The organism is Fuscibacter oryzae (genome assembly GCF_016765795.1).
GTDB lineage: Bacteria > Pseudomonadota > Alphaproteobacteria > Rhodobacterales > Rhodobacteraceae > Fuscibacter > Fuscibacter oryzae.
In genome coordinates this window covers 300,012-326,561 of record NZ_JAESVP010000002.1, presented here as the reverse complement: position 1 = coordinate 326,561, position 26,550 = coordinate 300,012, and the positions used below count along the sequence as shown (strand labels likewise).

General features: G+C 63.6%; 24 protein-coding genes and 1 pseudogene. 12 read left to right on the top strand and 13 right to left on the bottom strand.

What is annotated here, in order from left to right; genetic code table 11:
* Positions 1-6: 6 nt before the first annotated feature.
* From JI744_RS04810 to JI744_RS04795, 4 genes are all read left to right on the top strand, one after another.
* Positions 7-1,032, top strand: coding sequence for an ABC transporter substrate-binding protein (locus tag JI744_RS04810; RefSeq protein ID WP_202658553.1), 1,026 nt, complete (start codon positions 7-9; stop codon positions 1,030-1,032).
* 47 nt (positions 1,033-1,079) lie between these two features.
* Positions 1,080-2,111, top strand: a complete 1,032-nt coding sequence (locus tag JI744_RS04805; protein ID WP_202658552.1) for an extracellular solute-binding protein — start codon at positions 1,080-1,082, stop codon at positions 2,109-2,111.
* Between the two features lie 78 nt (positions 2,112-2,189).
* A complete protein-coding gene (locus JI744_RS04800; RefSeq protein WP_202658551.1) occupies positions 2,190-3,620 on the top strand; it encodes an amidase in 1,431 nt (476 codons plus the stop codon).
* 9 nt (positions 3,621-3,629) lie between these two features.
* A complete protein-coding gene (locus JI744_RS04795) occupies positions 3,630-4,853 on the top strand; it encodes a 3-deoxy-D-manno-octulosonic acid transferase (protein WP_202658550.1) in 1,224 nt (407 codons plus the stop codon).
* A gap of 2 nt (positions 4,854-4,855) precedes the next feature.
* Here the strand turns inward: JI744_RS04795 and JI744_RS04790 are convergent, their stop codons facing one another.
* The gene (locus tag JI744_RS04790; RefSeq protein ID WP_202658549.1) at positions 4,856-5,986 is read right to left on the bottom strand and encodes an acetoin utilization protein AcuC; all 1,131 of its coding nucleotides are present in this window, start codon (positions 5,984-5,986) and stop codon (positions 4,856-4,858) included.
* A gap of 161 nt (positions 5,987-6,147) precedes the next feature.
* On the opposite strand from JI744_RS04790, the gene JI744_RS04785 reads away from it, so the two are divergent.
* Together JI744_RS04785 and JI744_RS04780 are read left to right on the top strand one after the other, a co-directional pair.
* Positions 6,148-6,618 carry an NUDIX hydrolase gene (locus JI744_RS04785; protein ID WP_328756864.1) on the top strand — a complete coding sequence of 157 codons (471 nt, stop codon included), beginning with the start codon at positions 6,148-6,150 and terminating at the stop codon, positions 6,616-6,618.
* A 30-nt stretch (positions 6,619-6,648) separates the two neighbouring features.
* The gene (locus tag JI744_RS04780) at positions 6,649-7,065 is read left to right on the top strand and encodes a DUF1178 family protein (protein ID WP_202658547.1); all 417 of its coding nucleotides are present in this window, start codon (positions 6,649-6,651) and stop codon (positions 7,063-7,065) included.
* Here the strand turns inward: JI744_RS04780 and JI744_RS04775 are convergent.
* Together JI744_RS04775 and JI744_RS04770 are read right to left on the bottom strand one after the other, a co-directional pair.
* Positions 7,062-8,120, bottom strand: a complete 1,059-nt coding sequence (locus JI744_RS04775) for a hypothetical protein (protein ID WP_202658546.1) — start codon at positions 8,118-8,120, stop codon at positions 7,062-7,064. The genes JI744_RS04780 and JI744_RS04775 overlap by 4 nt on opposite strands.
* An 80-nt stretch (positions 8,121-8,200) precedes the next feature.
* On the bottom strand, positions 8,201-8,524 hold the full coding sequence (locus JI744_RS04770) for a 2Fe-2S iron-sulfur cluster-binding protein (protein WP_202658545.1): 324 nt from the start codon (positions 8,522-8,524) through the stop codon (positions 8,201-8,203).
* A gap of 152 nt (positions 8,525-8,676) precedes the next feature.
* Here JI744_RS04770 and JI744_RS04765 point away from each other — a divergent pair, with 152 nt between their 5' ends.
* Positions 8,677-9,219: a peptidoglycan-binding domain-containing protein gene (locus JI744_RS04765; RefSeq protein WP_202658544.1), complete on the top strand. Its 543-nt coding sequence runs from the start codon at positions 8,677-8,679 to the stop codon at positions 9,217-9,219.
* Positions 9,220-9,408: 189 nt separating this feature from the next.
* Here the strand turns inward: JI744_RS04765 and JI744_RS04760 are convergent, their stop codons facing one another.
* The 6 genes and pseudogenes from JI744_RS04760 to rpiA all read right to left on the bottom strand — a co-directional run bounded on the left by JI744_RS04760 (position 9,409) and on the right by rpiA (position 15,783).
* A complete protein-coding gene (locus JI744_RS04760; RefSeq protein WP_202658785.1) occupies positions 9,409-10,833 on the bottom strand; it encodes a DegQ family serine endoprotease in 1,425 nt (474 codons plus the stop codon).
* 325 nt (positions 10,834-11,158) lie between these two features.
* A complete protein-coding gene (locus JI744_RS04755) occupies positions 11,159-11,353 on the bottom strand; it encodes a DUF2065 domain-containing protein (RefSeq protein WP_202658543.1) in 195 nt (64 codons plus the stop codon).
* Positions 11,353-12,237, bottom strand: a pseudogene (gene hflC / locus JI744_RS04750) (protease modulator HflC); the annotation flags it as partial. The gene JI744_RS04755 and the pseudogene hflC, both read right to left, overlap by 1 nt.
* Positions 12,237-13,418: an FtsH protease activity modulator HflK gene (gene hflK, locus JI744_RS04745; RefSeq protein WP_202658542.1), complete on the bottom strand. Its 1,182-nt coding sequence runs from the start codon at positions 13,416-13,418 to the stop codon at positions 12,237-12,239. The gene hflK and the pseudogene hflC, both read right to left, overlap by 1 nt.
* A 104-nt stretch (positions 13,419-13,522) precedes the next feature.
* Positions 13,523-14,884: a glutathione-disulfide reductase gene (gor, locus tag JI744_RS04740; protein WP_202658541.1), complete on the bottom strand. Its 1,362-nt coding sequence runs from the start codon at positions 14,882-14,884 to the stop codon at positions 13,523-13,525.
* A gap of 110 nt (positions 14,885-14,994) precedes the next feature.
* Entirely contained in the window at positions 14,995-15,783 is a 789-nt protein-coding gene (rpiA, locus tag JI744_RS04735) for a ribose-5-phosphate isomerase RpiA (RefSeq protein ID WP_202658540.1), read from the bottom strand.
* Positions 15,784-15,914: 131 nt separating this feature from the next.
* Here rpiA and JI744_RS04730 point away from each other — a divergent pair, with 131 nt between their 5' ends.
* From JI744_RS04730 to JI744_RS04715, 4 genes are all read left to right on the top strand, one after another.
* On the top strand, positions 15,915-17,252 hold the full coding sequence (locus JI744_RS04730; protein WP_202658539.1) for an Nramp family divalent metal transporter: 1,338 nt from the start codon (positions 15,915-15,917) through the stop codon (positions 17,250-17,252).
* Positions 17,253-17,339: 87 nt separating this feature from the next.
* Entirely contained in the window at positions 17,340-18,005 is a 666-nt protein-coding gene (locus JI744_RS04725) for a glutathione S-transferase family protein (protein WP_202658538.1), read from the top strand.
* 7 nt (positions 18,006-18,012) lie between these two features.
* On the top strand, positions 18,013-19,392 hold the full coding sequence (locus JI744_RS04720; RefSeq protein WP_202658537.1) for an L-serine ammonia-lyase: 1,380 nt from the start codon (positions 18,013-18,015) through the stop codon (positions 19,390-19,392).
* A 424-nt stretch (positions 19,393-19,816) separates the two neighbouring features.
* Complete coding sequence (locus JI744_RS04715; RefSeq protein ID WP_202658536.1) at positions 19,817-20,737, top strand: DMT family transporter; 921 nt, start codon at positions 19,817-19,819, stop codon at positions 20,735-20,737.
* On the opposite strand, the gene JI744_RS04710 is transcribed toward JI744_RS04715, so the two are convergent.
* On the bottom strand, positions 20,694-21,371 hold the full coding sequence (locus JI744_RS04710) for a thiamine diphosphokinase (protein WP_236019254.1): 678 nt from the start codon (positions 21,369-21,371) through the stop codon (positions 20,694-20,696). The two genes, JI744_RS04715 and JI744_RS04710, sit on opposite strands and share 44 nt — an antisense overlap.
* 123 nt (positions 21,372-21,494) lie before the next feature.
* Here JI744_RS04710 and JI744_RS04705 point away from each other — a divergent pair, with 123 nt between their 5' ends.
* On the top strand, positions 21,495-23,951 hold the full coding sequence (locus JI744_RS04705) for a hypothetical protein (protein ID WP_202658535.1): 2,457 nt from the start codon (positions 21,495-21,497) through the stop codon (positions 23,949-23,951).
* A 69-nt stretch (positions 23,952-24,020) separates the two neighbouring features.
* On the opposite strand, the gene JI744_RS04700 is transcribed toward JI744_RS04705, so the two are convergent.
* The 3 genes from JI744_RS04700 to JI744_RS04690 all read right to left on the bottom strand — a co-directional run bounded on the left by JI744_RS04700 (position 24,021) and on the right by JI744_RS04690 (position 26,330).
* The gene (locus tag JI744_RS04700) at positions 24,021-24,245 is read right to left on the bottom strand and encodes a DUF2842 domain-containing protein (RefSeq protein WP_202658782.1); all 225 of its coding nucleotides are present in this window, start codon (positions 24,243-24,245) and stop codon (positions 24,021-24,023) included.
* A 4-nt stretch (positions 24,246-24,249) separates the two neighbouring features.
* On the bottom strand, positions 24,250-25,539 hold the full coding sequence (locus tag JI744_RS04695; protein ID WP_202658534.1) for an adenylosuccinate synthase: 1,290 nt from the start codon (positions 25,537-25,539) through the stop codon (positions 24,250-24,252).
* A gap of 173 nt (positions 25,540-25,712) precedes the next feature.
* On the bottom strand, positions 25,713-26,330 hold the full coding sequence (locus tag JI744_RS04690) for a hypothetical protein (protein ID WP_202658533.1): 618 nt from the start codon (positions 26,328-26,330) through the stop codon (positions 25,713-25,715).
* Positions 26,331-26,550: the final 220 nt, after the last annotated feature.

Sequence of the window (26,550 nt, the reverse complement as noted above, 5' to 3'; positions counted from 1 at the left end):
AACCCGATGAAGAAATCCGCGACCGCACTTTTCCTGCTGCTGTCCTCCGCCCTGCCCGCCTTGGCCGAAGGGCAATTGAACCTCTATAACTGGGGCGACTACACCAGCCCAGAACTGCTGGAAAAGTTCGAAAAGGAAACCGGCATCAAGGTGACGGTGACCGATTACGACAGCAACGACACCGCGCTGGCCAAAGTGTCGGCGGGTGGGTCGGGCTATGACCTTGTGGTGCCCTCGGCGCATTTCGTCTCGATCTATGTCGAACAGGGTCTGATCCAGAAACTGGATCTGACCCGCCTGCCCCACCACGGCAACATCGCGCCGGAATGGATGAATGTCGATTGGGACATGGGCCGCGAATACACCATTCCCTGGCAATGGGGCACCACCGGCATTTCGGTGGATACCAATGTTTACAAGGGCGATGTGAACACCTCGAACGTGTTCCTGAACCCGCCGGAAGAGCTGAAGGGCAAGATAAACGTCGTCCCCGAGATGAACGAGATCGTCAACCTTGCCGTGATGTGGGCAGGCGGCAAGCCGTGCAGCGAAGATGTCGCGGTGCTGAAAAAGGCGCGTGACGCGCTGATGGCGGCCAAGCCGTTCTGGGCCTCGATGGATTACGGCACCACCGACCGCATGGCAAATGGCGACTGGGCGGCAAGCGTCAACTGGTCGGGCGAAACCTTCCGCTCTCGGCTGATCAACCCCGCCGTGGTTTATGGCTATCCGCGCGAAGGCTATCCGCTGTGGATGGATTCCGTTGCCCTCCTCAGCGATGCCAAGAACGTGGATGAGGCTTACAAGTTCCTTGATTTCATCATGCTGCCGGAAAATGCGGCGCTGATCTCGGCCTTTGCGCGGTATCCGAACGGCATCAGCGGCTCGATGGAATTCATGCCAGCCGACATGCAGACCGCGCCAGAGGTGAACATTCCAGAAGAATTCAAGGCTGCCGGTCATTTCCTGCCGACCTGCTCGGGCAAGTCGATGGATTATATGACCGCAATCTGGACCGATCTGCAAAAATGACCGGAAATCCGGCGCAGGGACACCAACGACCACAGGGAGACTACCGAATGAAGAAGACGCTTATGACCGCGACCTTCGCGCTGATGGCCAGCACCACGCTGGCCATGGCCGAAGGGCAGTTGCAGCTTTACAACTGGGGCAACTACACCAGCCCCGAACTGCTGGCCAAGTTCGAAAAGGAAACCGGCATCAAGGTGACGGTGACCGAATATGACAGCAACGACACCGCGCTGGCCAAGGTAGAGGCCGGCGGTGCCGGGTTTGACCTGGTGGTTCCTTCGGCGAACTATGTGCCGATCTGGGTTGAAAAGGGCCTGATCACCGAACTCGATCAGGCCAAGCTGGCCAACCACAAGAACATCGCGCCGGAATGGATGGATGTGCCGTGGGATGCGGGCCGCAAATACTCGGTTCCGTGGCAGTGGGGCACCACGGGCGTTGCCGTGAACACCAAGATCTATTCGGGCGACATCAACACCTCGAACGTGTTCCTGAACGTGCCGGCCGAGTTGAAGGGCAAGATCAACGTCGTTCCCGAAATGAACGATGTGGTCAACATGGCGATCTTCTGGGCCGGTGGTCAGCCCTGCACCGAAGACAAGGAAGTGCTGAAAAAGGCGCGTGACGCGCTGCTGGCGGCCAAGCCCGACTGGATCAGCATGGATTACGGTGCCACGGAACGGCTGTCGAACGGCGATTGGGCGGCATCGGTGAACTGGAACGGCTCAACCATGCGGGCGCGTCTGGCGACCAATGGCGACGTGAAATACGGCTATCCGAAAGAGGGCTACCCGCTGTGGATGGATTCGGTTGCCCTGCTGAAAGACGCCCAGAATGTGGATGAGGCCTACAAGTTCCTCGACTTCATTATGGTTCCCGAAAATGCCGCGCTGATCTCGGGCTTTGCCCGCTATGCCAACGGCATCGCCGGGTCGGATGCCTTCATGCCCGAAGACATGAAGAACGCGCCCGAAGTGGTGATCCCGGAAGAGTTCAAGGCTTCGGGTCATTTCCTGCCCACCTGCTCGCCGCAGGCCCAGGAATACATGACCGCGATCTGGACCGAACTGCAAAAGTAAGTGCCGGTTGATCTGACAAAAGGGGGAGGGCCGTCTGCCCTCCCCCAACCCCTCCCGAGAGTATTTGGAAAGGTGCAAATGGATCTGACCGCGCTTTCGGCATCGGACCTGTCGCGCATGATCGTCGCGCGGCAGGTCGCCCCATCGGAGGTGATGGCGGCGCATCTGGACCGGATTGCTGCGGTGAACGGCGCGGTGAATGCAGTGGTATCGCTGCGCGACCGCGATGCACTTATGACCGAGGCGCGGGCGGCGGATGATGCCACGCCTGCGGGCTGGCTGCATGGAATGCCGTTGGCGGTCAAGGATCTGTGCGCGACCGCCGGGCTGCGAACGACCTTTGGCAGCCCGTTGTTCGCCGATTTCATTCCGACGAAAGACGATCTGCTGGCCGCACGGATGCGGGCGGCGGGGGCGATTTTCATTGGCAAGACCAACACGCCCGACTGGGGCCATGGCAGCCACAGCTTCAACCCGGTCTTTGGCGCGACCCGCAACCCCTATGATCTGTCGCGCACGGCGGGCGGATCATCCGGCGGGGCGGCGGCGGCGTTGGCGGCGCGGCTGGTGCCGGTGGCCGATGGCAGCGACATGATGGGCAGCCTGCGCAATCCGGCCGGGTTCTGCAACGTCTATGGCTTTCGCCCCAGTTGGGGTTTGGTTCCGGCGGATGCCGAGGGCGACACCCATCTGGCCACGCTGGCGACCGAGGGGCCGATGGGCCGCACCGTCGAGGATGTAGCGCGATTGCTGGCGGTGCAGGCGGGCGAGAACCCCGAGGTGCCTTTTGGCCGCCCGGTGGAAGATTACATCGCCGGGCTGGACCGCGACATCAAAGGCCTGCGCATCGGCTGGCTGGGCGATTGGGGCGGCGCCTATGCGACCGAGCCGGGGATACTGGAGCTGTGCGAGGCGGCGCTGCGCCAGTTTGAAGCCATGGGCGCGGTGGTAGAACCCCTGCCCCCGCCCTTTCCGGCGGAAAAGCTGTGGCAATCCTGGGTTACCCTGCGCGCCATGCTGAATGCGGGCAGCTTTCGTACGATCTATGCCGATCCGGCCAAACGCGCACAACTGAAGCCCGAAACCATTTGGGAGATCGAGCAGGGCCAAGGCCTGACCGCGGCGGCGGTATACGAGGCCAGCGTGATCCGCAGCCGTTGGTATGCCCATGCGGCGCAGATGTTTCAGCGCTTTGATGTGGTGATGTTGCCCACCGCGCAGGTCTGGCCCTTTCCGGTGGAATGGCGCTGGCCGCAGCTGATCAACGGCAAGGCGATGGACACCTATCACCGCTGGATGGAAGTGGTGATCCCGATCAGCCTGATCGGCCTGCCCGCGCTGTCGGTGCCTGTGGGCTTTGGCGCGCAGGGCCTGCCGATGGGGATGCAGATTGCGGGGCCGGTGGGTTCGGATGCGCGGGTGCTAGCGGTGGGTCAGGCCTGGCACCGGGCTACCGACTGGCCATCGCGCCGCCCGCCGGTTCTTGCCGAAGGGGCTGTGGCCCCGTAAGGCTGGGGCATGGTTATTTATCAACTGATCATGGCGGTTCTGCTGCCGGTTCTGCTGGGCTTTGCCGCCCTGCGCGGCGGGGTGTGGCAGCGGCTGGGACAAGTGCCGCCGCCTGGCCTTGGCCCGCGCCTGTGGCTGCATGGTGCGTCGAACGGAGAGCTGACTTCGGCCCGCTGGGTGGTGGAGCGGTTGATCAAGGCGCGACCGGGGGTGCAACTGCTGGTCACCGCCAACAGCCTGACAGGCCGGGCGATGGTGGCGGGTTGGGGTCTGCCGGGTGTGGTGGCGGCGCTGGCCCCGCTGGATGCCGCAGGCGCAGCGGGGCGGGTGCTGGATATCTGGGAACCACAGGCGCTGGTGATCGTGGAAAATGAGCTGTGGCCCTCTCGTATCGCGGCAGCGCATCGGCGCGGGGTGCCGGTGCTGGTGATCGGGGCGCGCATGTCGGAACGATCCGCGGCGCGCTGGGGCCGCTTGCGCGGGTTGATCGGCGGCATGTTGGCGCGGGTGGATTGGCTTTCGGCGCAGGATGACGCATCGCGCACGCGGTTTCTGGCGCTGGGGCTGGACCCGCAGGCGGCGGGGCCGGTGCTGGCGTTAAAGGCTCAGGCCGGAGGGCAGGCCGCCGCCCTGCCCTTTGCGCCGCCGTGGCCGCGCGACCGGGTTCTGCTGGCCGCCTCAACCCATGAGGGCGAGGAGGCCATCGCGCTGGACGGGTTTCTGGCGGCCCGCGACACCTTTGATCATCTGATCCTGGCCCCCCGCCACCCCCGCCGCAGCGAAGAGGTGCAGACCCTGCTGGCGGCGCGCGGTATTCCTTTTGCCACAAGGTCGAAAGGTCAGGTTCCCGCAGCGGACACCCCGGTCCATCTGGCCGACACGCTGGGAGAGATGCCCGCCTGGTATGCCATGGCCGGGGCCTGCCTGATAGGCGGCACCTTTGCACCCAAGGGGGGCCATACCCCGTGGGAACCGGCGCGGGCGGGCTGTGCCATCTTGCACGGGCCGGATGTGTCGAACAACGCCGCGCCCTTTGGCGCGCTGGACCGGGCGGGGGCCGCGATCCGCGTGGCACGGGCGCAGGATCTGGGCGCAGCCCTGCTCAGCCTGACGGCAGAGCGGCAGGCCGATCTGGCCGCGCGGGCCAAAGCCACATTGGCCCCCCAGACCGGGGGCGAGGCGATCATCGCGGCAATCCTGCGCGCGATGGCGGGCCAGACGCCCGGGGGCTAAGATCAGCCGGGGCGCAGTGCCAGGCTGCGCAGCCGCTCCTGCACCTCAGGCCGCACCGGGCCCTCGCGCGGCGCATCGACCAGCGTGCTCAGCATCGCAGGCGCCGGCGGCGGGCGGGCACCGCCCATCCATGACAGCGCGCGCAGCACCTCGGAGGCTTCCAGTGGCAGACGGTCTGGCATCTCTTGCCCCGACAAGGTGCCCCAAAGTGCCGTCCAGCAGCGCCCCACACTCCACGGGTTATAGCCACCACCACCCAGCAGCAGAAACCGTGGTGCAAGCGGGCGAAGGGCGGCCAAAACTGCCAGATAAGCGGTGTTCGACAGGGCCAGACGTGACAGCGGGTCTTCAAGCAACGAATCGGCCCCTGCCTGCAACACGATGACATCGGGCGCGAATTCCGCGACGCGCGGGCCGATCAGCCCTTCCAGCACCACCCGCAACTCGGTATCGTTCAGGCCACGCGGGACCGGCAGGTTGAACGCATTCCCGCCGCCGTCATCGCCCAACCGCCCGGTGAACGGCCAGCGCCCCTCTTCATGGACCGAGATCAGCCGCACCGCCGGGTCACCTGCAAAGGCAAACTCTACCCCGTCGCAGTGATGGGCGTCGATATCAACATAGGCAATCCGCGCCATCCCCAGTGCCTTCAGCCGCAGAATGCCAAGCACCGGGTCATTCAGATAGCAAAAGCCGTTGGCGCGGTCGGGCATGCCGTGATGGGTGCCGCCACCCGGTACATGGACTGCACCCGACGCCGCATGGCCCAGCATCTCTGCCGCCAGCAGAATGCCACCCGCCCCGGTGGCAGGGCGCGAAAAGACCTGCGGAAAGATCGGGTTCGCCACGGTGCCCAACCCGTACCGCGCCCGCATTTCCGGCGTGGCCTCTCCGCTTGCCTCGGCCGACTGCAAGGCAGCGATATAGTCGGCGCTGTGCCATGCGGTCAGCGCCGCCGCCTTGGCGCGCGGGCTTTGCCGGTAGCGTTCGGCAGGCAACCAGCCAAGCGCCCGCGCCAGATCCACCACGGTAGAAACGCGTGGCACCCGCAAGGGATGCAAGCCACCATAGCTTGACCGGCGGTAAATGCCGCTGGCAATCATCAAGGGTCCGATATGCGCCTGCCTGGTCATGCAGCATATGGTAGTGTTCGCTGCCCGTTTCTCAATCCATATGCAACAAATGTCGCTAAATCGCCAAAAGGTCGGGTATTCGACACTTGCGCTTCACAAGAAAGCCTACAAAATAAGGAAAACCAGTGCTGGAGTTACCCAGCCCAAGTACAGGCGTACCAGTGCCCAAAGACTTCACTCATACGCCCGCAGACGGGGCGACCTGCCCCGTTCAATACGGGGCTATCTGCTGGCGGATGCACCGCGGCAAGGTAGAGGTGTTGTTGATCACCAGCCGCGACACGGGGCGTTGGGTCATCCCGAAGGGTTGGCCGATGCTGGATAAATGCCCCGCTTCAACCGCCCAGCAAGAGGCTTGGGAAGAGGCCGGAGTGAAGGGCGATGTTGCCGAAGACAGTGTTGGCACCTTTGGCTATGACAAGGTGCTGAAACCGGGGCAAAGCCTGCCCTGCCGGGTTGCAGTCTATTCGCTGCGGGTCGGAGAGCTGAAGCGCAAATACCCCGAAGACAAGATGCGCAGCCGCAAATGGTTCAAGTACAGCAAGGCGGCGCGACTTGTGGCAGAACCGGAACTGCGCGGCCTGTTGATGGCCCTGCCCGTGCTGCTGGATATTGAGCCTGCGGTGGCTTGAACTTTCCTGTTTACCGCATAGGTTACAGGGATGATCCGCTACACGCTCAGATGTGCCAAGGGGCACAACTTTGAAAGCTGGTTCCAGTCGGCGGCGGCGTTTGATGTGTTGCAGGCTTCGGGCCATGTGTCTTGCAGCTTGTGCGGTGAAAGTTCGGTCACCAAGGCGCTGATGGCCCCCGCCGTCACGCAGGGGCAGGATCGGCCCGCCCTTGGCCAGCCGCAATCCGAGGTAGAGGCGGCAATGGCCGCGCTGCGCCGTCAGGTTGAAGAGAATTCCGAATATGTCGGCCTTGGCTTTGCCGCCGAGGCCCGCGCCATGCACGATGGCGATGCCCCCACCCGCGCGATCTATGGCGAGGCCCGCCCGGATGAGGCGCGCAAACTGTTGGAAGACGGCGTGCCCGTGGCGCCCTTGCCGTTCATCCCGAACCGTAAGACGAATTAAAGCCCTTCCAGCACCGCAATCGCGCGCTTTTCGTCATCGGCCGTCCAGCCAGATTTCAACAGGTCGATCAACAGTTTGATCACTCCGGGATCAGCCCGTTTCAACGCCTGCAACACCGGCTTTGGGGCCGCCTGCACATAGGCCAGCGCCACATCGTCGCTGTCGGTCTGGTGCATGTCGCGCAGTCGTTCAAAGATCGGCCGCAGCCGTTGCGGGTTGGGCCCCAGCGAAACAAGGAATTTTGCCAGCCCTTCCTCGTCCATATCCATCGTCGTGCCAAAGGCTCCAAAGCGAAAGCGGTTGACGACGAATTCGGCATCCTTCTGCATGTAAAGCTTGAAACCGTGGCCTGCGACAAAGCCGACCTTGCTGCTGCTCATGTCGGCTGACAGGTCCAACCAGGTGATCGGATCAAAGGTAAACGCGTTATTGGTGCGCCGAATACCCGGCGGCCAGAACCGACAGGGCGAACCAAAGCTGTTCACCTCCATCCCCGCAATCGACGCTGGCCCAAGCGCCAGCGCCACTGCGGTCAGCGCGTTCGATGTGATCAGGTTGCCTTGGCTGTGGCAATATACCGGCGTGCGCAGCGGATTCAGCCCGCCCGCGCCGGCCAACAATCCGTAAACGGCCAGTGCCGCGGCATTGCCGTCGATCATCGAAGCGACGAAATCAGTTTTCTGCACCATGGGGGCCGCGCGTCGGGCCAGTTGGTACAATGCCTCGGTCGCCATGGCCCAGCCTTCAAAACTGTTGCGGTCGCCCCCGGCCTGCACCGGCATCATCCGCACCTTGTCAGCCACGCACTGGCCCAGATCGGCCCATTTTCCATCAGACTTGTTGAATACGCCAACCACCGGACATCCCTGCAACAAGGACAGCGCCGTCGCGCTTTCCACATGGTCTTGCGGGGTGTTGTCCATGCCGTTGACAAATATCACCCGCCGGTTGGCCTGAAACCACGGTTGGGCCTGCGCCTCGGCATTGATGTAAAGATTGATGTCGCCGTCGGTCGAAGGAAGGTGCCCACCGGGGCGGATAGAAGGAGCCTGCATGAAAAAACCTTGCGATAAGCCTATTTGTGCAGCTTATCGCAGGTTTCACGCCAGACAATGGTGATAAATAGTTCGCCTGATCAGATCTGCTTTTCGGGCATTTCGACGCGAAGACCGTCCAGCGCCGCCGTCACCTTGATCTGGCAGGTCAGGCGCGAACGGACCGGATCGGGGTTCCAGGCGAAATCCAGCATGTCCTCTTCCATCGCGTCTTTCTTGGGCAGCTTTTCAACCCAATCCGCCGCGACATAGACATGGCAGGTCGAACAGGCACAGGCGCCACCGCAATCGGCCTCGATGCCCGGAATGCCGTTGTCGCGCGCGCCTTCCATCACAGTCAGGCCATTCGCCACGTCCACCACATGCTCTTTGCCGCCGAACTCAACGTAGGTGATCTTCGCCATTTTCGTCCCCGAAATCCTGTTGCCACAGGACATAACCGCCCCGCGCCCGTTTTGCCAGAGGGGGCGAAGGGCTTCCCTTTCCTGCCCAGCCGCTTGCCGCTATGGTGGCGCCAATCAAGCCGCAGGCAGAACCGGCATAAGAGGCGGGCAGTATGGCATCACATTGGCAAAGCGGCCGGGCGCTGCTGTTCGCGGGCGCACTGGCGCTGTCGGCTTGCGCCGGGGCATCGCCCGATGGTCCGGGCCGCGCCGATCTGCGGATTGAACTGGTGCCGGGCGAAACCGCGCCCAAAGGCCCCGACGGTGCCTGCTGGGACAAGGATACCACCCCCGCCGTGATCGAAACCGTGACCGAGCAAGTCATCGTCTCGCCAGAGATGCGCGATGCGGCGGGCCAGATCACCGCGCCCGCCACCTTTCGCAGCGAAACTGCACAGCACATCGTGCAGGACCGGCAGGATGTCTGGTTCCGCGCACCCTGTCCGCCGCAGATGGATGTGGCCTTCGTCGCCAGCCTGCAACGCGCCCTTAAGGCACGGGGGCTGTTTGGCGCTGCAATCTCTGGCAGCTATGACGCCACCACAGCCGAGGCAGTACGCCGGTTTCAGGCCGACCGCGGACTTGATTCCCCCCGCCTGTCACTGGCCGCGGCCAAGGAACTGGGCCTGATCGCCGTGGACATCGACCGGCTGTGACGCCTGTCGCCCATTGTGGCGCTGGGGGCCATGGGGCCTTGTCCGGCTGTTGATGTGGCTAGAGGTGATCGCCCATCCTCACGATTCAATCGGCAAAATACCTTCGGAAATTCTGCGCGACGATCACCGAAGCGTTCTGAATGAACTGCGGGGGCCAGAAGGCCCCCGCTGACCGCAAATAATGCGGGTTTATTCGATTGCCAGCGCCACGAAGCGCGGGTCACCATCACGACGCACCAACAGCAACAGCGACTTGCGGCCTGCATCCTTGGCTTCTGCGATCCGGTCCTCCAGATCCTTCAGCAGGGCCACCGGGCGCTGGCCGGCCTCGACCACGATGTCGCCCGGCGAAACGCCCTTGCCCGCCGCATCCGACACGGCATCAACATGGGTCACGACCAGACCTTGCGTATCGGCGGGCAGGTTCATCTGCTTGGCCATGTCGGCGGTTACCGGCTCCAGCGTCAGGCCCAGAACCTCCAGCTTTTGCGGCTCTGCGGGTTTGCCGGGTTCGCTTTGCTTGGCAGGCACCACTTCGGCCTCGGCTTCTTCGCGGCGGCCCAGTTTTACGGCGATGGTTTCCAGCTTGCCGTCGCGCATAACGATCACCGGCACTTCTTCGCCAATCGGGCTGTCGGCCACGGTACGGGTCAGGTCACGCACGGTCTTGACCTCGTGACCGTTGAAGGTGGTGATCACATCACCCGCCTTCAGCCCCGCCGCCTTGGCCGGACCATCGGGCACATCGGTGATCAGCGCGCCCTTGTCGGCGGCCAGACCCATCGCTTCGGCCACATCCGGCGTCACGTCCTGAATCTTAACGCCCAGCCAGCCCCGGCGCGTCTCGCCGAACTGCTTGAGCTGATCGACCACCTTCGACACCACATTCGACGACATCGAGAAGCCGATCCCGATAGAGCCGCCCGTTGGCGACAGGATAGCGGTGTTCACACCAATAACCTGCCCGTCCGTGTTGAACAGCGGCCCGCCAGAGTTGCCCTTGTTGATCGCCGCATCGGTTTGCAGGAAATCATCATAACTGCCCGACAGCTCGCGCCCACGGGCCGAAACGATGCCTGCGGAAACCGAGAAGCCCTGCCCCAGCGGGTTGCCCACCGCCATCACCCAATCGCCGACGCGCATCGTATCGCTGTTGCCAAAGGGCACAAAAGTCAGCTGTTCCTTGCTGTCCACTTTCAGCAGGGCGATGTCGGTCTTGGTGTCGGTGCCGACCAGCTTGGCCGAAAGGCGCTTGCCATCAAAGGTCTGCACCTCGATCTGATCGGCGCCCTCGATCACATGGTTGTTGGTGACGATATAGCCATCGGCAGAGATCACAAAGCCAGACCCCAACGCCTGTTCCCGTTGCGGTTCCTGCTGGCCCTGACCATCGGGGCCGAAATCCTTGAAGAACTCTTCAAAGGGCGAGCCTTTGGGCACGACGGGTCCGCCATCGGTTGGCGCGGCCACAACGGCTGTGGTGGTGATCATCACCACCGACGGGCTGACCTGTTCGGCCAGATCGGCAAAACTTTCCGGTGCGCCACGGGCATAGACCGGCGCCATCACCGCTGGCGACAACGCCAGCGACAGGCCAAGCGCCGCCGCCATCATCAGTCGCCCGCGCGCCTTGCGCGGGGCTTTGCCTGGGATCGCGGCATAGGCCGGGATCGGGGCAGAAACAGAGGAACGGTTCAGCACGTCCGAACTCCTTTTCGGTATCACCGGGGGCACAATACCGGCCCCACATATTCTATGCCCATAGATCACCACAGCATGGCGATGCGCAATGCAAGCCCGTTCAAAAGCCGTCAATCGCTTGTGAATGGCAGACCCGGCGACCGTGATCGATTGTAACACTTCGCCCAGTCGCGCCCATGGCGACGATTGCCTTGGGGTAGCCAAGATCGGCGCCCGCCCCCCTGACTGTGCTGCGGTTTCAGCCGCCGAAAGCCCGCACCAGCCCAACAATGCCCACCCCCGCCGCCACAGCGACAAGGCCCAGCACTCGGCGTTGATCACGGCCAAGGGCCGCAATCGTGGCCAGCATGTCCTCGATACGCGAAGGGGCCAGTGCAAGCACCAGCCCCTCGATCACAAGAACAAGGCCCAAGCCAAGGGCCAGCCAACTCATGGTGCAGGCGTACCCGCAGGCCGGCCACCCTCGCCGTTCAGATAGTCGAAGAACGCCGAATCCGGGGTGATCACAACAGAGGTATTGCCCCCCTGCAACGCCCGTTCATACGCGGTCAGCGACCGGGTAAAGGCAAAGAACTCCGGGTCTTTGCCAAAGGCATCGGCGTAGATCCGGTTGCGTTCGGCATCAGCCTCACCCCGGATCACCTCGGCCTTTTTCTGCGCGTCAGAGGTCACTTCAACCCTGCTGCGGTCGGCTGCCGCGCGCACGCGCTGCGCCGCTTCGTTACCGCGACCGATCTCGTCCGCCGCCTCGCGCTCGCGCTCGGCCCGCATGCGGGCAAAGGTGGCTTCAAGGTTCTGGACCGGCAGATCGGTGCGGGTCAGGCGAACGTCGATCACCTCGACACCCAACCCCGCCGCCTCGCGCCGGGCAAGGTCGCGGATCTGGTTCATCAGCGACTGGCGATCTTCGGACAGAACCGAGGTCGAAGGTACGGTGCCCAGAACTTCGCGGATGGCGGCGGTGATGATGCTGTCCAGCCGCATGCGCGCCTGCGCCTCGCCGCCGGCACCCACAGCTTCGCGGAATTCGACCAGATTGGTGATCCGCCAGCGGGCAAAGGCATCAACCACCAGACGGCGGTCATCCGAGGGCGTCACTTCGATCGGCTGGGTCGGCAAGCCAAGGATGCGGTCCTCATAGGTGACCACCTCTTGAATGAACGGGATCTTGAAGCCGAGGCCGGGTTGCGAGACCTCTTGCTTGACCTGCCCGAATTGCAGCACCAGCGCACGTTCACGCTCGTCAACTATGAACACCGAAGACAGCGCCACGGCCACCACGATCACGGCGGCGGGAATCAGGAAAACGGACCGCATCAGTTGGACCCTCCGGTGGCCGGGGCAGGCATGGGTTTGATCAGCTCGTTCAGCGGCAGATAGGGCACGACGCCCGACCCCTGCCCGCCTGCCGGACCATCAAGCAGCACCTTGTTCATGCCGCCCAACACCTTTTCCATGGTTTCCAGATACATCCGCTTGCGGGTCACCTCGGGTGCCTTGACGTATTCCTGATAAACGGCGCTGAACCGGCTGGCCTCGCCCTGCGCGTCATTGACGGCCTGGGCGCGGTAGGCCTCGGCCTCTTCGATCAACTGGGCGGCCTGACCGCGCGACCCTGCGGTGACGCGGTTGGCATAGGCATCGGCCTCTTTCTCCAGCCGGTCGCGTTCCTGCTGGGCGGCCTGCACCTGACGGAAACTGTCGATCACCTCGCGCGGGGGGTCGGCCTTGGCCAGGTTGACCCGCACCACGTTGATGCCGCTGTCATAGGTATCCAGCGTCGATTGCACCGCCGCCCGCAGGTCAGAAGCAATCCGCCCCCGGTCGCGGTTCAGGATCGGTGCCAGTTCAGACCGGGCGATAATGTCACGCATCGCACTTTCCGAAACCGCGCGGATCGTGTCGGCGGGATCGGCAAGGTTGAACAGGTATTTCGCCGGGTCCGAAATGTTCCACACCACCTGGAATTCGATATCCACGATGTTCTGGTCGCGCGTCAGCATCAGCCCGGTGTCATTTTCGCCCGCCGATCCGTTGCCGATATCGGTGGTCTGTTCCAGATTGACCGGCACCTTGGTGGCCGACACGAACGGCCAGGGCGCAAAGTTCAGGCCCGGATTGCCCACGGAAGAAAACTTGCCCAGCATCAGCTCGACCGAGCGTTCTTCGGGCTTGACCGTATAGAACGACATATAGCCCCACAGGCCGATGGCCGCGAGGATACCCAGCATAACGCCCTGACGGGTGACCATCGGGCCTTGAGGCCCACCGCCCGCACCAGGAGGGGTAGGGCGTCCGCCGCGACCGCCCATCAGCACACGCAGGTGTTCGGTGCCGCGCTTCATCAGCTCGTCGATCTCGGGGATCTGGGGGCCTTCGCCCGGCCGACGTCCGCCATTGCGACGGCCATCATCGCGCCCGCCCCGGTCGCCGCCGTTGTCGCGATCATCGTCGCCCGAACCGCCGCCACCGCCCCATGGGCCTCCGCTGCCAGCCATCCACTGTCCTTCCTTGTCGTTTCCTAGCCCTGAATTGGGCACATCGGGCGGAAAATCAAGCGCTCTGCGCAACTTCGCTGCCGGGCGACGTGTCGCACCCTGCCTTAAACGACGCGGCTGGGCTTGCGCATCGTCACCAATTCTTCCGCCGCCGTGGGGTGAACCGCAACGGTGCGGTCAAAATCTTCCTTGGTCGCACCCATCGAAATCGCAACGGCGGCAAGCTGAATCATCTCGCCGGCACCTTCGCCGACGATGTGGCAGCCCAGCACCTTGCGCGTGGTCTGGCTGACCAAGAGCTTCATCAGCATCCGGTCTTCGCGACCCGCGAACAGGGTTTTCATCGGGCGGAAGGTGGCGGAATAGACCTCCACCGGACCTTGCGCCTTGGCTTCCTCTTCGGTCAGGCCAACGGTGCCCAGTTCCGGCTGGGTAAAGACGGCGCTGGCGATGGACTTGTGTTCAAACTTCGTCGGCACACCGCGAAAGACGGTATAGGCAAAGGCATGGCCCTCGCGGATGGCGACCGGGGTCAGGTTCACCCGGTTGGTCACATCGCCCACCGCATAGATCGAGGGGACGGCGGTTTGCGACCAGTCATCCACCTTGACCGCGCCATCGCGGTCAAGTGCGACGCCCACACCTTCCAGCCCCAGACCGGCGGTGTTGGGCTTGCGGCCCGTGGCGTAAAGCACAAGGTCATATTCGGTCGTGGCCCCATCCAGCGCGGTGGCGCGGATGCCGGTTTCAGTCCGGTCCAGCCGGGCGACATCGGTGTTCACCCGAATGTCGATGCCTTGGGCGATCATCGCCTTGGCAACATGGCCGCGCGCCTCGTCATCAAAGCCGCGCAGGATCTGTTCGCCCCGATACCATTGGGTGACCTGCACGCCGAGGCCATTGAGGATGCCCGCAAATTCGCAGGCGATGAAGCCGCCGCCGACGATCAGCGCGCGGCGGGGAAGTTGATCCAGATGGAACATCTCATTCGAGGTGACGGCCAGCTCGCGGCCCGGCACATCGGGCACGAAGGGCCAGCCGCCGGTGGCGATCAGGATATGCTTGGTCGTAAAACGCTCGCCAGTGGACAGCACAACGGTATGGGCATCAACCACGGTGGCGCGCGCGTCGTGAATCGTGACACCGGCATTTTTCAGCGTGCCGCGATAGGCGCCTTCCAAACGGTCCAGCTCTGCCTCTAGCTGACCACGAAAACGCGACCAGTCGAACTCGCCGATCCGCGCATCCCAGCCATAGGCGCGGGCGTCCTGTACCAGATGCGGAAAGGCCGAAGCGTTTACCATGATCTTTTTCGGCACGCAGCCCCGGATGACGCAGGTGCCGCCCATGCGGCTTTCCTCGGCCAGCCCGACGCGCACGCCGCCCTCGGCCGCAGCGATCCGTGCCGCGCGCACCCCGCCAGAGCCGCCGCCGATGACGAAAAGGTCATAGTCGAACTGGGTCATGGCAGTCTCCTGTGGCAGATGTCGGCAGCGGGGTTTTCACACCCCCACCCCCGTGGAGTATTTGGAAAGGTGCAAATGCAGGTAGGGATCGCGCTATATTGCGCAACCCTTCAGTCGCCAAGATCGGTAAAGATATTGTCGCTGGGCACCAAGTGAATGCGCTCATCCACTTCGGTGCCAGCGTTGATATCTCGTACGACAACGCGGCCATCGCCGTGGCCGATGATGACGATATCGCAGATATCGATGAACAGGCCGTTTTCGACCACGCCTGGAATCTGGTTCAGTACCAGCGACAATTGGCGCGGGTTGCCGATGCGTTTCAGATGCAGATCGACGATGTAATTCGCCTCGTCGGTCAAAAGCGGCTTGTCGCCGTTCATCCGCAGGGTCACATCGCGGTGCAGCACATCCATGCCGACCAGCAGCTCTTCGATCAGGGCCTTGGTGGTCTGCCAGCCAAAGGGAATGATCTCGACCGGCAGGGGGAAGGCGCCCAGTTGGGCGACCTCTTTCGCGGCATCGGCGATGACGATCATCTGGTCCGATGCCGTCGCCACGATCTTTTCCTGCAACAGCGCCGCCCCACCGCCCTTGATCAGCGCAAGTTGGGGGTCGAATTCATCGGCACCGTCGATGGTCAGGTCCAGCCATTTGGCATCGTCAAGGCTGGTGACCGGAATGCCCAGTTGCCGCGCCAGTTCCGCCGTGCGGGTCGAGGTTGGCACGCCAGTGACGCGCAGCCCGTCTTGGCGGATGCGCTCGGCCAGGCAGCGCACCATCCATGCAGCGGTCGATCCGGTGCCAAGGCCCACCTTCATACCATCCTGAACATAGTCCACCGCACGTTTGGCCGCGACGAATTTGGCGGTATCAATGGGGGAAAGGTCGGCTGGCATGGGCAACTCCTTTACGGGCATGGCTGCTTATAGGGCGGGCCTGCGCGCGGGGGAACGGCAAATTCCGTATCCGGGCTTGACGATTGACCCAAGTTATTTACATTGCGAATAATTCGCAATTGCAGGACATCATGCAGCACCCCGATCAATCCTTCCTTGCCGGCTTTGCCACATCGCGCGGCGAGGCCCCTTTGGCCGAGGTCAACCGCAGTGTCCGCGTCAGCGGGTCGGTCTGGAAGCGGTTTCTGGCCTTTGTCGGCCCCGGCTATATGGTGGCGGTGGGCTATATGGACCCCGGCAACTGGGCCACCTCGCTGGCGGGCGGGTCAAAGTTCGGCTATACGCTGCTGACTGTCGCGCTGGTGTCGAACCTGATGGCAATCGTGCTGCAATCCTTGGCGGCGCGGCTGGCGGTGGCCACGGGGCGCGATCTGGCACAGGCCTGCCGCGATGCCTGGCCACGGTGGGTTTCCATGCCGCTGTGGGTTCTGGCCGAGATCGCCATCATCGCCACCGACATCGCCGAGGTGATCGGCACCGCGATTGGCCTGAACCTGCTGTTTGGCGTGCCCTTGGAGCTGGGGGTGATCATCACCGCGCTGGATGTGTTCATCATCCTGTGGCTGCAACGGCGCGGCTTTCGTAAGCTGGAGGCCTTTGTCATCACTCTTTTGGGGGTGATCGCCGCCAGCTTTGCCATCCAGATCGCGCTGGCCGATCCTGATTGGGGGGCCGTGATCCTTGGCTTTGCGCCAACGGTCGAGATCGTGAAGAACCCCGAGATGCTGTACCTGGCGCTGGGTATCCTTGGCGCAACCGTGATGCCCCACAACCTTTACCTGCATTCCGCCATCGTGCAGACCCGCGCCTGGGGCGAGACCCTGCCAGAAAAGCGCCAGGCGCTGAAATTCGCCACCATCGACAGCACTGTCGCGCTGATGTTCGCGCTTCTGGTCAATGCCTCGATCCTGATCCTTGCCGCAGCCTCGTTCCATTCCACCGGCCAGACCAATGTCTCCGATCTGGGCGAGGCGCACCGCATCATCGGCCCCTTGCTGGGGGCAACCATCGCGCCGTCGCTGTTTGCCATTGCGCTGCTGGCCTGCGGGTTGAATTCAACCGTGACGGCCACACTTGCGGGGCAAGCCGTGATGGAGGGGTTCCTGCGCATCCGCCTTGCGCCCTGGATCCGCCGTCTGATCACGCGCGGCCTTGCCATTCTGCCCGCCGCCGGGGTGACGCTGCTTTATGGCAGCGAGGGGATGGGTGAGTTGCTGATCCTGACCCAGGTCGTCCTGTCGCTGCAACTGCCGTTTGCCGTGGTGCCACTGGTCCTGTTCACCGCCGACCGCGCCAAGATGGGGCCCTTGCGGGCACCGCTTTGGCTGGTGGCGCTGGCCATCGTGATTGCAGTGGTGATCATCGCGCTGAACCTGAAACTGCTGTGGGATTTCGCGGCAACGGTCTGAGCGGCGGCGGCGCATCAGATGTGTCGTTTTTCGCCTGTTGTCGGCGCGCCTTCCGCTCCATGATCGGCGCGCGAACAGGAGGACACCATGCTGCGGCTACATTCTTCCCCCGACTCCGCATCGATGGCGGTGCGGATGATCCTAGAGGAACTGGGCCTGCCCCATGAGGTGCGGGTGCTGGACCGCACCGGCGGCGCGCTGCAATCGCCCGATTACCGTGCCCTGCACCCCCTGGGCCTGATCCCGGCGCTTGATACCCCCGACGGTACGATGTTCGAAACTGCCGCAATCTTGCTGTGGCTGGCCGACCGCGCGCCGCAATCTGGCCTTGCCCCGGCCCCCGACAGCGCCGGGCGTGCCGATTTCCTGAAGTGGCTGTTCTTCACCTCGACCAACCTGCATCCGCACCTCTTGAATCTGTTCTATCCCGACCGCGCCGCGGGGGCCGCGAACGAACAGGCCGTCATCGCCGCCTCGCGGGACCGCATCTCGACCCTGCTGGCGGCGGTGGAGGCTGCGGCGGCGCGCAAGCCACAATGGCTGTCGGCGGAACAACCGACGGTGCTGGGCTATTACCTTTCCATGCTGCTGCGCTGGCTTGGCTCTTTCGCGGCAGATGATCCGCGCCGCGTGAACCTGCCGGACTATCCGGCATTGCACGCGGTTGCCGCCTATCTTGATACCCGACCTGCCGCCCAATCTGTCGCCGCAGCCGAGGGCCTTGGCCCCCGTCCCTTCACCGAACCCGCCTGAGGCCCCCATGTTCCTTTCCGTTTTCGATATGTTCAAGGTGGGCGTCGGCCCGTCTTCGTCGCACACCATGGGACCGATGGTCGCCGCAGGAAAATTCCTCGATACGCTGCGCGCCTCGCCCTTTCATTTTCATGGGCTGCGGGCGTCGCTCCACGGCTCGCTGGCCTTTACCGGCGTGGGCCATGCGACGGACCGCGCGACCATTCTTGGCCTCGCCGGGTTTGAACCCGCCAGTTATGACGCCGAAAAGGCCGAAGCGGCGCTGGCGGCGATTGCCGAAACGCATACCATCACCGTGCCCGGCCTACCGCCGCTGGCCTTTGACCCCAAGAAAGACCTGACTTTCGATTTCGGCCCTGCCCTGCCCGGCCATGCCAATGGCATGATCCTGAAGGCAACCGATGCCCAAGGCGACGTGATCTTGCAGGAAACCTATTACTCCATTGGCGGCGGCTTCGTGCTGACCGCCGCCGAACTGGCTGATGCCGGGGCTGGCAAGGCGCGGGCCAAGGCCGATGTGCCCTATCCGTTCGAGACGGCGGACGAGATGCTGGCTATGGCCAAATCCTCGGGCCTGACGATCGCGCAGATGAAGCTGGCAAATGAGCTGAAGTTCCGCACCAAGGCCGAGATCGACAAGGGCCTTTCCCGGCTGTGGGAGGTGATGAACGCCTGCATTTCGCGCGGCATGGTGGGCGAAGGCATCCTGCCCGGCGGATTGAAGGTGCGCCGCCGTGCCAAGGGCATCCATGATGCGCTGATGGCCGAACGCGGGCTGAACCAGACCCCGCCCCATACGATCAATGACTGGATGTCGCTTTATGCGATGGCGGTGAATGAGGAAAACGCCGCAGGTGGCCAGGTTGTGACCGCCCCCACCAACGGTGCTGCGGGTGTGCTGCCCGCCACCATCCGCTATTGGCTGGATCATGTGCCCGGCGCGAGCGCCAGCCGCGTTGGGGATTTCCTGCTGACCGCCGCCGCCGTCGGGGGCCTGTGCAAGCACAACGCCTCGATCTCGGGCGCGGAATGCGGCTGTCAGGCAGAGGTCGGCAGTGCCGCCGCGATGTCAGCGGCGGGCCTCTGTGCGGTGATGGGCGGCACGGTGATGCAGGTGGAAAACGCCGCCGAAATCGCGCTGGAACATCATCTGGGCATGACCTGCGATCCGGTCAAAGGTCTGGTGCAGGTGCCTTGCATCGAAAGGAACGGCCTTGGCGCAATCAAGGCGGTTTCGGCCGCCAGCCTTGCCCTGCGCGGCGACGGCGTGCATCTGGTTTCCCTTGATGCCTGCATCGAAACCATGCGCCAGACCGGCCATGACATGCATGAGAAATACAAGGAAACCAGCCTTGGCGGTCTGGCCGTCAACGTACCGAACTGCTGAGACGGCACGCAGGTTGACCTGACAGCGGCGGGGGTTTCACACCCCCGCACCCCGTGGAGTATTTCCAGAAGGGCAAGAGCAAGTCAGGTTGCGCCCCGGCCAGCGACACCACTCAAGATGCTCAGGAAGAGCTTTCCTCGTGACCGGGGCGACTTGCCCTTCACGGCCATCGGGGCTCCCCCCTGTGCCGTGAGTCGAGCTTCGCCGAACAAGGTTAAGAAAACCTTTCGCATTTGCCCTTCTTCAAATACTCCCGCCGGAGGCATCCAACCTTTCAACCCGCGCCGGCGTCGGGCTGAAGAGCAGCGGCAGCGCGGGCGCGGGGGCTCGATGCCCCCGAAGCCCGCCGCCCCGTTTGGCACTCTCGGAACAGGACGTCGTTTTCAGGCGGGCCGTGCGGCAATTGGGCGGGTATGACCCTTGCATGACCCAGGACCGCATTCTTCCCGGCATCCTTCTGATGCTTGCCTTCTGCACCCTGGCGCCGCTCCTCGACGCCGCCTCGAAACTCGCCACGGCAACCATCCCCGTCGGCCAGATCACCGCTGCGCGGTTTCTTGTGCAGGGCGCGCTGATGGTGCCGGTGGCACTGATGATGGGGCTTTCGTGGCACGCACCTGGACGGGTACTTTGGCTGATCGTTTTGCGGGCGCTGTTCCTGATCGTCTCGACCTACGGCTTTGTTGCGGCAGTGCAGGTCATGGCGATTGCCGATGCGCTGGCCATCGTGTTTGTCGAGCCGTTCATCCTGCTGATCCTGGGCCATCTGATTTTCGGCGACCATATCGGGCCGCGCCGGATCATCGCTTCGGTCATCGGTTTTGTCGGCTGCCTTTTGGTGATCCAGCCCTCGCTGGCGGCCTTTGGCCTTGTGGCACTGTTCCCGCTGATGACGGCGTTCAGCTTTGCCGCCTATATGCTGGTGACGCGCGCAATTGCGGGCGACGTGCATCCGGTGATCCAGCAACTGCACACCTCTGTCGCGGGGGCGGCGATGTGCTTGCCTGCGATGATCCTGTTCAACGGCTCGGGCCTGCCCACGCTGGACCCGGTGATGCCCCAGGGCTGGGCGTGGCTGTGGCTGTTCGGCGTGGGATTCTGGGCCGCGGTCAGCCATATGTGCATGACCTTCGCGCTGAAATACGCCCCGGCTTCGACCCTTGCCCCGATCCACTATCTGGAGATCGTCACCGCCGTTGCCGTCGGCTATGCGATTTTCGGCGATTTCCCCAATGCGCTGACCTGGGTTGGCATCGCGATCATCGTCGCCTCGGGGCTGTATGTGATCTGGCGAGAGCGGATCACGGCGGGCAAAGTGACATCAGAACTGCCGGAAGCTGTCTGACCGGCAGGATCACCAGCATCCCCGGCCCGTCAAACTCTAGCCGCACCACCGCCTCTGACACCTCGTTGGAGGTGCCGATCATTCCGTCTGGCGCAAACTCCAGCCCATCAATCGGCCAGCGCAGCCCGGTGCTGCGCCCCGTCACCGCCGCCATAGGGAACAGCGACAGACGGGTGCCGATCGGCAGGGTCAGTTTCAGCCGCCCCGGGGCGTGAAAGGTCACGTCCCGCGGACCAAGCACCAGAACCCGCCGGTCGGCATAGCGGACCAGCGTGTTCAGGACCGCCAGCCCATGGTCCAGCCGTGCGCCCTGAAACCCCAGCGCCAGCACATAGGGGGCCATGACCGAACGCAGAGCCTTGTCGAAATCAGTCGTGACCTGTTCGGAGATCGGAAACAGTCGGTCCGACAGGCGCGCCCGTGCCGCTGCCGAAATCGAATCCAGATCGCCAATCACCGCGCGTGGGGTCACCCCCAGCCGCAAAAGGCGATCAGCCCCACCATCGGCCGCAATGATTTCATCGGCATAGCCCTGCGCCCGTGCCAGAAGTGCGGCCGAAAACGGCGCGCCGCCTGCAAGGATGACTCCGGCCGTAGTTTCGACAATCGGGGCGTGTATTGACGGACTGTTCATCGAATTGAGGCAAAGAAACGGTTCATGGGACACAATCAATCCACTAAATTACCCTCGTCTGTCCATGGATTCGAACAGGAACGCGGCGAAGGTCGGGCCAGTGACTGGTAGAGGGATGCACCGATGATCGGCGCAAGCAAGATCCTAACTGTATCGTACGGCACCTTTTCGTGCACGTTGGAGGGGTTTGATGAACCCTTCTCGACGATGAAGGCCATTGCGGAATATTTCCGTGACCTTGCCGCCGATGACAGATACTTCGGGGCAGAGCCTCCGCAGCCCGATGCAGCCATGCTGCACCGTATTGCAGAGCGTGAAATTCAGCGCCGGGTTGAGGCGAAGGTGCAGGACAACGGGGTTGTTTTGCGCGCCGGGGATCAGGTTTCGCCCCTGCCGGTTGTGGCTGCCCCGCCGCCACCCCCAAGCTATACCCCTGCGCCGGTGCAGGCGGAAACCGCAGCAGAGCGCCTGCGCCGGATGCGTGCCGCCGCCCCCGCCGTGGTCGAACCCATGGTCCTGCCTGCCGATCCCTATGAGGAAGAGGGCGCGGATACGCTGCAAGCCTTGCTTGCCGATAGCACCGCCACAGCCGAGGTGCAGGCCGATATCCCCTCGCTGGCAATGGCTGAGGATCACCTGCCCGAGGATGAGCCAGAGCTTGATGTCCCGGCGATTGCCGTGGCGGATGTGCTGCCCGAGTCGGTCGCCGAATCGGTTCCCGATGCCTTGGCTGAGGTGCCGGAGATTGTGGCGGAGCCCGCCGTTGAAGCCGTGACGGAAGCGGAAGCTCCCGTCGTCACCGAAGCCTCGGATGATGCGGTGATTCTGGCACTTGGTGCCGAGCTTTCCGCTGCGGCCCCGGCAGAGGTTGCGCAGATTGAAAACGTCGCCATCGAAGCGGCTACCGATGAGATTGAGGAACAACCCGTTGCGGTTGACCCCGTGCAAGAGACCGAAGCGCTGCTTGCTTCTCTGAACGCCGAACTTGGCGCCCCTGCGGTTGAGGCGTCGCCCGCCGATCTGCTGCTTGACGAAGACTATGAAGACGAAGCCACCGCCGTTGAAACGGTCACAGAGGCGCATATTCAAACGACCGATCAAAACCATGACGCTGAGGCGGCCATGATTTCGGCCCTTAATGCCGAGCTTGCTGCAGAAGACGCGACCATGGATGAGGCCATTGAGGTCGAGGTCGAGGCCGATGCTTGGGTGAATGAGTTCGCCGATGACGACTGGGACGATGAAATCGACCTGGCCGAAGTTGACGGTGCCCCCCTTGCCGTCGAAACCGCCGCGCCGGTTGAAGCGATTGAGGAAGGCCCTGCACCCGATCCGTTCGATCAGGACGAAGAGGCGCTGCTGGCCGAACTGGACCGCAAGGCAGAGTATGACGCCGTGCCCGCCCTGAACGACGATGCCATCGTTCTGGCCCATGATGATCTGGCAGACGACGATATGGTCGCCGGAACCGAAAGCGCGCTGGAACCGACCGAGGTTTCCGCAGCCTCACCCGATCCGGTTACCGAAAAGCTGCAACGCGCCCGTGCCCGTGTTATCCGTATCCGCCGTACCGATGATGCGCCGCAAGATGCCGAGGTGGTGTCAGAAACCGCGGCTCCTGTCAGCTCGCTCTTGTCGGCAGAGGCCGAAGCGGCGCTTCAGGCAGAGCTTGCCGCCCTGACTGCGGAATTCTCGGTCGATGCGGAACCTGCCGCCGCTGCTGTGGCCGAAGTGGCAACGCCCGCGCCGCGCAAGAACCTGGATAGCACCGAAAAGGATCAGGACGTTGATCGCCTGCTGGCCCATGCCAACACCGCGATGGATGATGAAGACAGCCGCCGCCGTCAGGCCGCGCTGTCGCATATGAAAGCCGCCGTTGTCGCGAATGAGGCGGAACGCAAGATGGCCGGTGCCGATCTGTCGGCTGCCCCCACCCGCCAAGAGGCCTATCGCGCCGATCTGGAACAGGTGGTCCGCCCCGCGCGGGTCGAACCCAAGGCCGGAGAGCGGCTGACCCCGCTGGTTCTGGTGTCGGAACAGCGCATCGACCGTCCACGCAGCAGCGCATCAACCGCTTCGCTGACTGTGGCCTCGACCACCCCCGCCGCCCCTTCGGCGGGTCTGGTCGTTCCGGTGCGCCCGCGCCGTGTGGCCCCCGGCTCGGCTGCCGCGGCCGCCCCGCGCACGTTGCCGCCTGTGGCTGCTCCCGTCCAGAACGACCTGCTGGATGATGAGGATGCCGATGACCTGGGTGCAGAGGTTTCGGCCGAAAACCTGTTCGTCGAAGGCGAGAACTTTACCGATTTCGCCGAACGTCTGGGCGCTGAAAATCTGGCTGATCTGATCGAGGCGGCTGGCGCTTATTGTGCCACGGTGCTCAACCGACCAGAGTTTCCCCGCCCGCTGATCCTGCGGCAGATCGCCGGCCTGCCGGGCGGTGCCGGTGCCAGCCGCGATGACATTCTGCGCGGTTTTGGTCAGTTGCTGCGTGACGGTCGTATCGCAAAGGTTGGCCACAACCAGTTCGCGATGACCGAACATTCCTCATTGTTGACCGAGGCGAAAAAGATCGCCGGCTGACGCTGCCACGATCAGCCTGAAAGGCGGGCCGACCCTGGGGTTGGCCCGCCTTTTTTATGGCGCGCGACGTTATGGCTCTCGATTGTCGGGGTCAGGCTGGCCGATGCCCTTGAACACCGCCTTGAACGGCAGCGCCCACAGGAAGCCAAGGCCGACATAAACCCCCAGCTCAACCAGAATCGGCGGGCGGTTCAGCCAGTTCACCACTGTGACCGCCACCACGATATAGGCGGGCAGCCCCACCAGCAGAATCAGCAGGGCCAGCCGCTTTCGGGTTTTGTAAGCCAGCGCCACCGGCTCAATCCGCGAAGGGGTCGGTGACAAGGATGGTGTCGTCACGCTCGGGGCTGGTGGACAGCAGGGCGACGGGACACTGGATCAGCTCTTCAATCCGGCGAACGTATTTGATCGCGGCACCGGGCAGTTGCGCCCAGCTGCGCGCGCCTGCGGTCGATTCGCTCCACCCTTCCATCTCTTCATAGATGGGTGTGCAACGGGCCTGCTCATTGGCGGCGGTGGGCAGATAATCCATCTGCTTGCCGTCCAGCATGTAGCCGACGCAGATCTTCAGCGTCTTGAACCCGTCCAGCACATCCAGCTTGGTCAGCGCGATGCCCGACACGCCGCTGGTGGCGCAGGTCTGGCGCACCAGAACCGCATCGAACCAGCCGCAGCGGCGTTTGCGGCCCGTGACGGTGCCGAATTCATGGCCACGGGTGCCCAGACGCTCGCCATCTTCATCAAACAGCTCGGCCGGGAACGGGCCTTCGCCGACGCGGGTGGTATAGGCCTTCACGATCCCCAGCACGAAATCGATCGCGGTCGGCCCAAGGCCCACGCCGGTTGCGGCCTGCCCGGCAAGGGTGTTGGACGAGGTGACATAGGGATAGGTGCCGAAATCGACATCCAGCAGCGCGCCTTGCGCCCCTTCGAACAGGATGCGTTTGCCCGCGCGGCGCGCCTCGGTCAGCACCTTCCACACCGGGGCGGCAAAGGGCAGCACCTTGGGCGCAATCGCCTGCAACGCGGCGATCAGGCCCGCACGATCAATGGGGTCCAGCCCCAGCCCCTTGCGCAGCGCATCATGGTGCGCCAGCAGGCGGTCAACGCGGGTTTCAAGCGTCGCCGCATCGGCCAGATCGGCCACACGAATGGCACGGCGGCCCACTTTGTCCTCATATGCCGGGCCAATGCCCCGCCCGGTGGTGCCGATCTTGGCCACGCCGACCGCGCCTTCGCGGGCACGGTCCAATTCGCCATGAAGGGGAAGGATCAGCGAGGTGTTCTCTGCGATCAGCAGGTTGTCGGGGGTGATGTTCACGCCCTGCCCGCCCAGCTTGGCAATCTCCGCCTCCAGATGCCAGGGGTCCAGCACGACGCCGTTGCCGATGACGCTGAGCTTGCCGCGCACCACGCCCGAGGGCAGCAGGCTGAGTTTGTAAACGCTGTTGCCGATAACCAGCGTATGGCCCGCGTTATGGCCGCCCTGAAAGCGGGCCACCACATCGGCGCGCTCGCTCAGCCAATCCACGATCTTGCCTTTGCCCTCGTCACCCCATTGGGCGCCCACGACAACCACGTTGGCCATGCTTTCGGTCCTTGCTTTGGGAAAAACCGTGCGTCCTATAGCGGTCCGCCGCCCGCTATGAAACCGCAAAATGGCCGCAGAGGAAAACTAGTGATCGCGGACCTTGCCCGCCCGCATGGAAAAGGCCGGCGCAGGTTACCCCTAACCGGCCTTTTCCAATGGCTTGCTGACGCTCAGGCTCGCTTGCGGCGACCAGATGCCACACCGGCCAGCGCCAGCGCGGCACCCAGCAGCAGACCCGCCGCCGGAACCGGCACGTTGGCGGGCGACTCTGTCGGAGGCAGCGGCGCAGGGGCTGCGACGGCCATGGGTAAGTCGATGGTATAGGCCAGGGGCGTGGCATTCCACGGCACAATCGCCAGATACAACGTGCCAAGGAAGGCATCATTCAGCGTCAGGCTGGCGGTCGAGGTCAGCGCCCCCGATTGCCCGAACCACGGCGTGCCGACATTCCAGCTATTATAGCTGACCTGATAATTGGTCATCCCGTCATTGTCCCAGCCCCACTGGAACGGGGTATAGCTGTAAAGGATCGCCCCGCCGGCAGTCAGGTTGCCCGAGGTGTAGATGCTCGCCCCCGAAAACCCAAATGCCAGCGTCTGCGCCCCGGCCTTCAGCCCGGTCAGCAACAGCACATCCAGATCACTGGCAGTGCCAGACACCTGAGAGGTGCCGGAGGCAATGGCGGTGGGGTTGAACCAGTCCGACGAAAAATCAGTGGTCTCGGTTACGGTGGCTGCCCCGACAGGCAGAGCGGCAAAGGCAAGAGCGGCAGCAAGAACAGTACGCATGGAGGCAACTTTCAGGTTCACAGGGGTTCAGCTTCACAGTGGATTCGATGCTGCGGATCTAGGGCGGCGCTTGGGCGGAAACATGGCAGGCGCGGGCGAGAAAATAGCCTGCCACGCCCTTGGCCAGAATGACGCCGCGTCACAGCGCAAATGCCATGCCGCAGCGCAGCATCCGGCCATCGGCGGCTATTGTCGCAAGACCCTGCCGATAGTCCACGCC

What these genes read in the sequence shown, in the direction of transcription:
- JI744_RS04810 (WP_202658553.1), top strand. Translation starts at nt 7, where the DNA reads ATGAAGAAATCCGCGACCGCACTTTTCCTGCTGCTGTCCTCCGCCCTG.
- JI744_RS04805 (WP_202658552.1), top strand. Translation starts at nt 1,080, where the DNA reads ATGAAGAAGACGCTTATGACCGCGACCTTCGCGCTGATGGCCAGCACC.
- JI744_RS04800 (WP_202658551.1), top strand. Translation starts at nt 2,190, where the DNA reads ATGGATCTGACCGCGCTTTCGGCATCGGACCTGTCGCGCATGATCGTC.
- JI744_RS04795 (WP_202658550.1), top strand. Translation starts at nt 3,630, where the DNA reads ATGGTTATTTATCAACTGATCATGGCGGTTCTGCTGCCGGTTCTGCTG.
- JI744_RS04790 (WP_202658549.1), bottom strand. Translation starts at nt 5,986, where the DNA reads ATGACCAGGCAGGCGCATATCGGACCCTTGATGATTGCCAGCGGCATT.
- JI744_RS04780 (WP_202658547.1), top strand. Translation starts at nt 6,649, where the DNA reads ATGATCCGCTACACGCTCAGATGTGCCAAGGGGCACAACTTTGAAAGC.
- JI744_RS04775 (WP_202658546.1), bottom strand. Translation starts at nt 8,120, where the DNA reads ATGCAGGCTCCTTCTATCCGCCCCGGTGGGCACCTTCCTTCGACCGAC.
- JI744_RS04770 (WP_202658545.1), bottom strand. Translation starts at nt 8,524, where the DNA reads ATGGCGAAGATCACCTACGTTGAGTTCGGCGGCAAAGAGCATGTGGTG.
- JI744_RS04765 (WP_202658544.1), top strand. Translation starts at nt 8,677, where the DNA reads ATGGCATCACATTGGCAAAGCGGCCGGGCGCTGCTGTTCGCGGGCGCA.
- JI744_RS04760 (WP_202658785.1), bottom strand. Translation starts at nt 10,833, where the DNA reads ATGATGGCGGCGGCGCTTGGCCTGTCGCTGGCGTTGTCGCCAGCGGTG.
- JI744_RS04755 (WP_202658543.1), bottom strand. Translation starts at nt 11,353, where the DNA reads ATGAGTTGGCTGGCCCTTGGCTTGGGCCTTGTTCTTGTGATCGAGGGG.
- hflK (WP_202658542.1), bottom strand. Translation starts at nt 13,418, where the DNA reads ATGGCTGGCAGCGGAGGCCCATGGGGCGGTGGCGGCGGTTCGGGCGAC.
- gor (WP_202658541.1), bottom strand. Translation starts at nt 14,884, where the DNA reads ATGACCCAGTTCGACTATGACCTTTTCGTCATCGGCGGCGGCTCTGGC.
- rpiA (WP_202658540.1), bottom strand. Translation starts at nt 15,783, where the DNA reads ATGCCAGCCGACCTTTCCCCCATTGATACCGCCAAATTCGTCGCGGCC.
- JI744_RS04730 (WP_202658539.1), top strand. Translation starts at nt 15,915, where the DNA reads ATGCAGCACCCCGATCAATCCTTCCTTGCCGGCTTTGCCACATCGCGC.
- JI744_RS04725 (WP_202658538.1), top strand. Translation starts at nt 17,340, where the DNA reads ATGCTGCGGCTACATTCTTCCCCCGACTCCGCATCGATGGCGGTGCGG.
- JI744_RS04720 (WP_202658537.1), top strand. Translation starts at nt 18,013, where the DNA reads ATGTTCCTTTCCGTTTTCGATATGTTCAAGGTGGGCGTCGGCCCGTCT.
- JI744_RS04715 (WP_202658536.1), top strand. Translation starts at nt 19,817, where the DNA reads ATGACCCAGGACCGCATTCTTCCCGGCATCCTTCTGATGCTTGCCTTC.
- JI744_RS04710 (WP_236019254.1), bottom strand. Translation starts at nt 21,371, where the DNA reads ATGAACAGTCCGTCAATACACGCCCCGATTGTCGAAACTACGGCCGGA.
- JI744_RS04705 (WP_202658535.1), top strand. Translation starts at nt 21,495, where the DNA reads ATGATCGGCGCAAGCAAGATCCTAACTGTATCGTACGGCACCTTTTCG.
- JI744_RS04695 (WP_202658534.1), bottom strand. Translation starts at nt 25,539, where the DNA reads ATGGCCAACGTGGTTGTCGTGGGCGCCCAATGGGGTGACGAGGGCAAA.
- JI744_RS04690 (WP_202658533.1), bottom strand. Translation starts at nt 26,330, where the DNA reads ATGCGTACTGTTCTTGCTGCCGCTCTTGCCTTTGCCGCTCTGCCTGTC.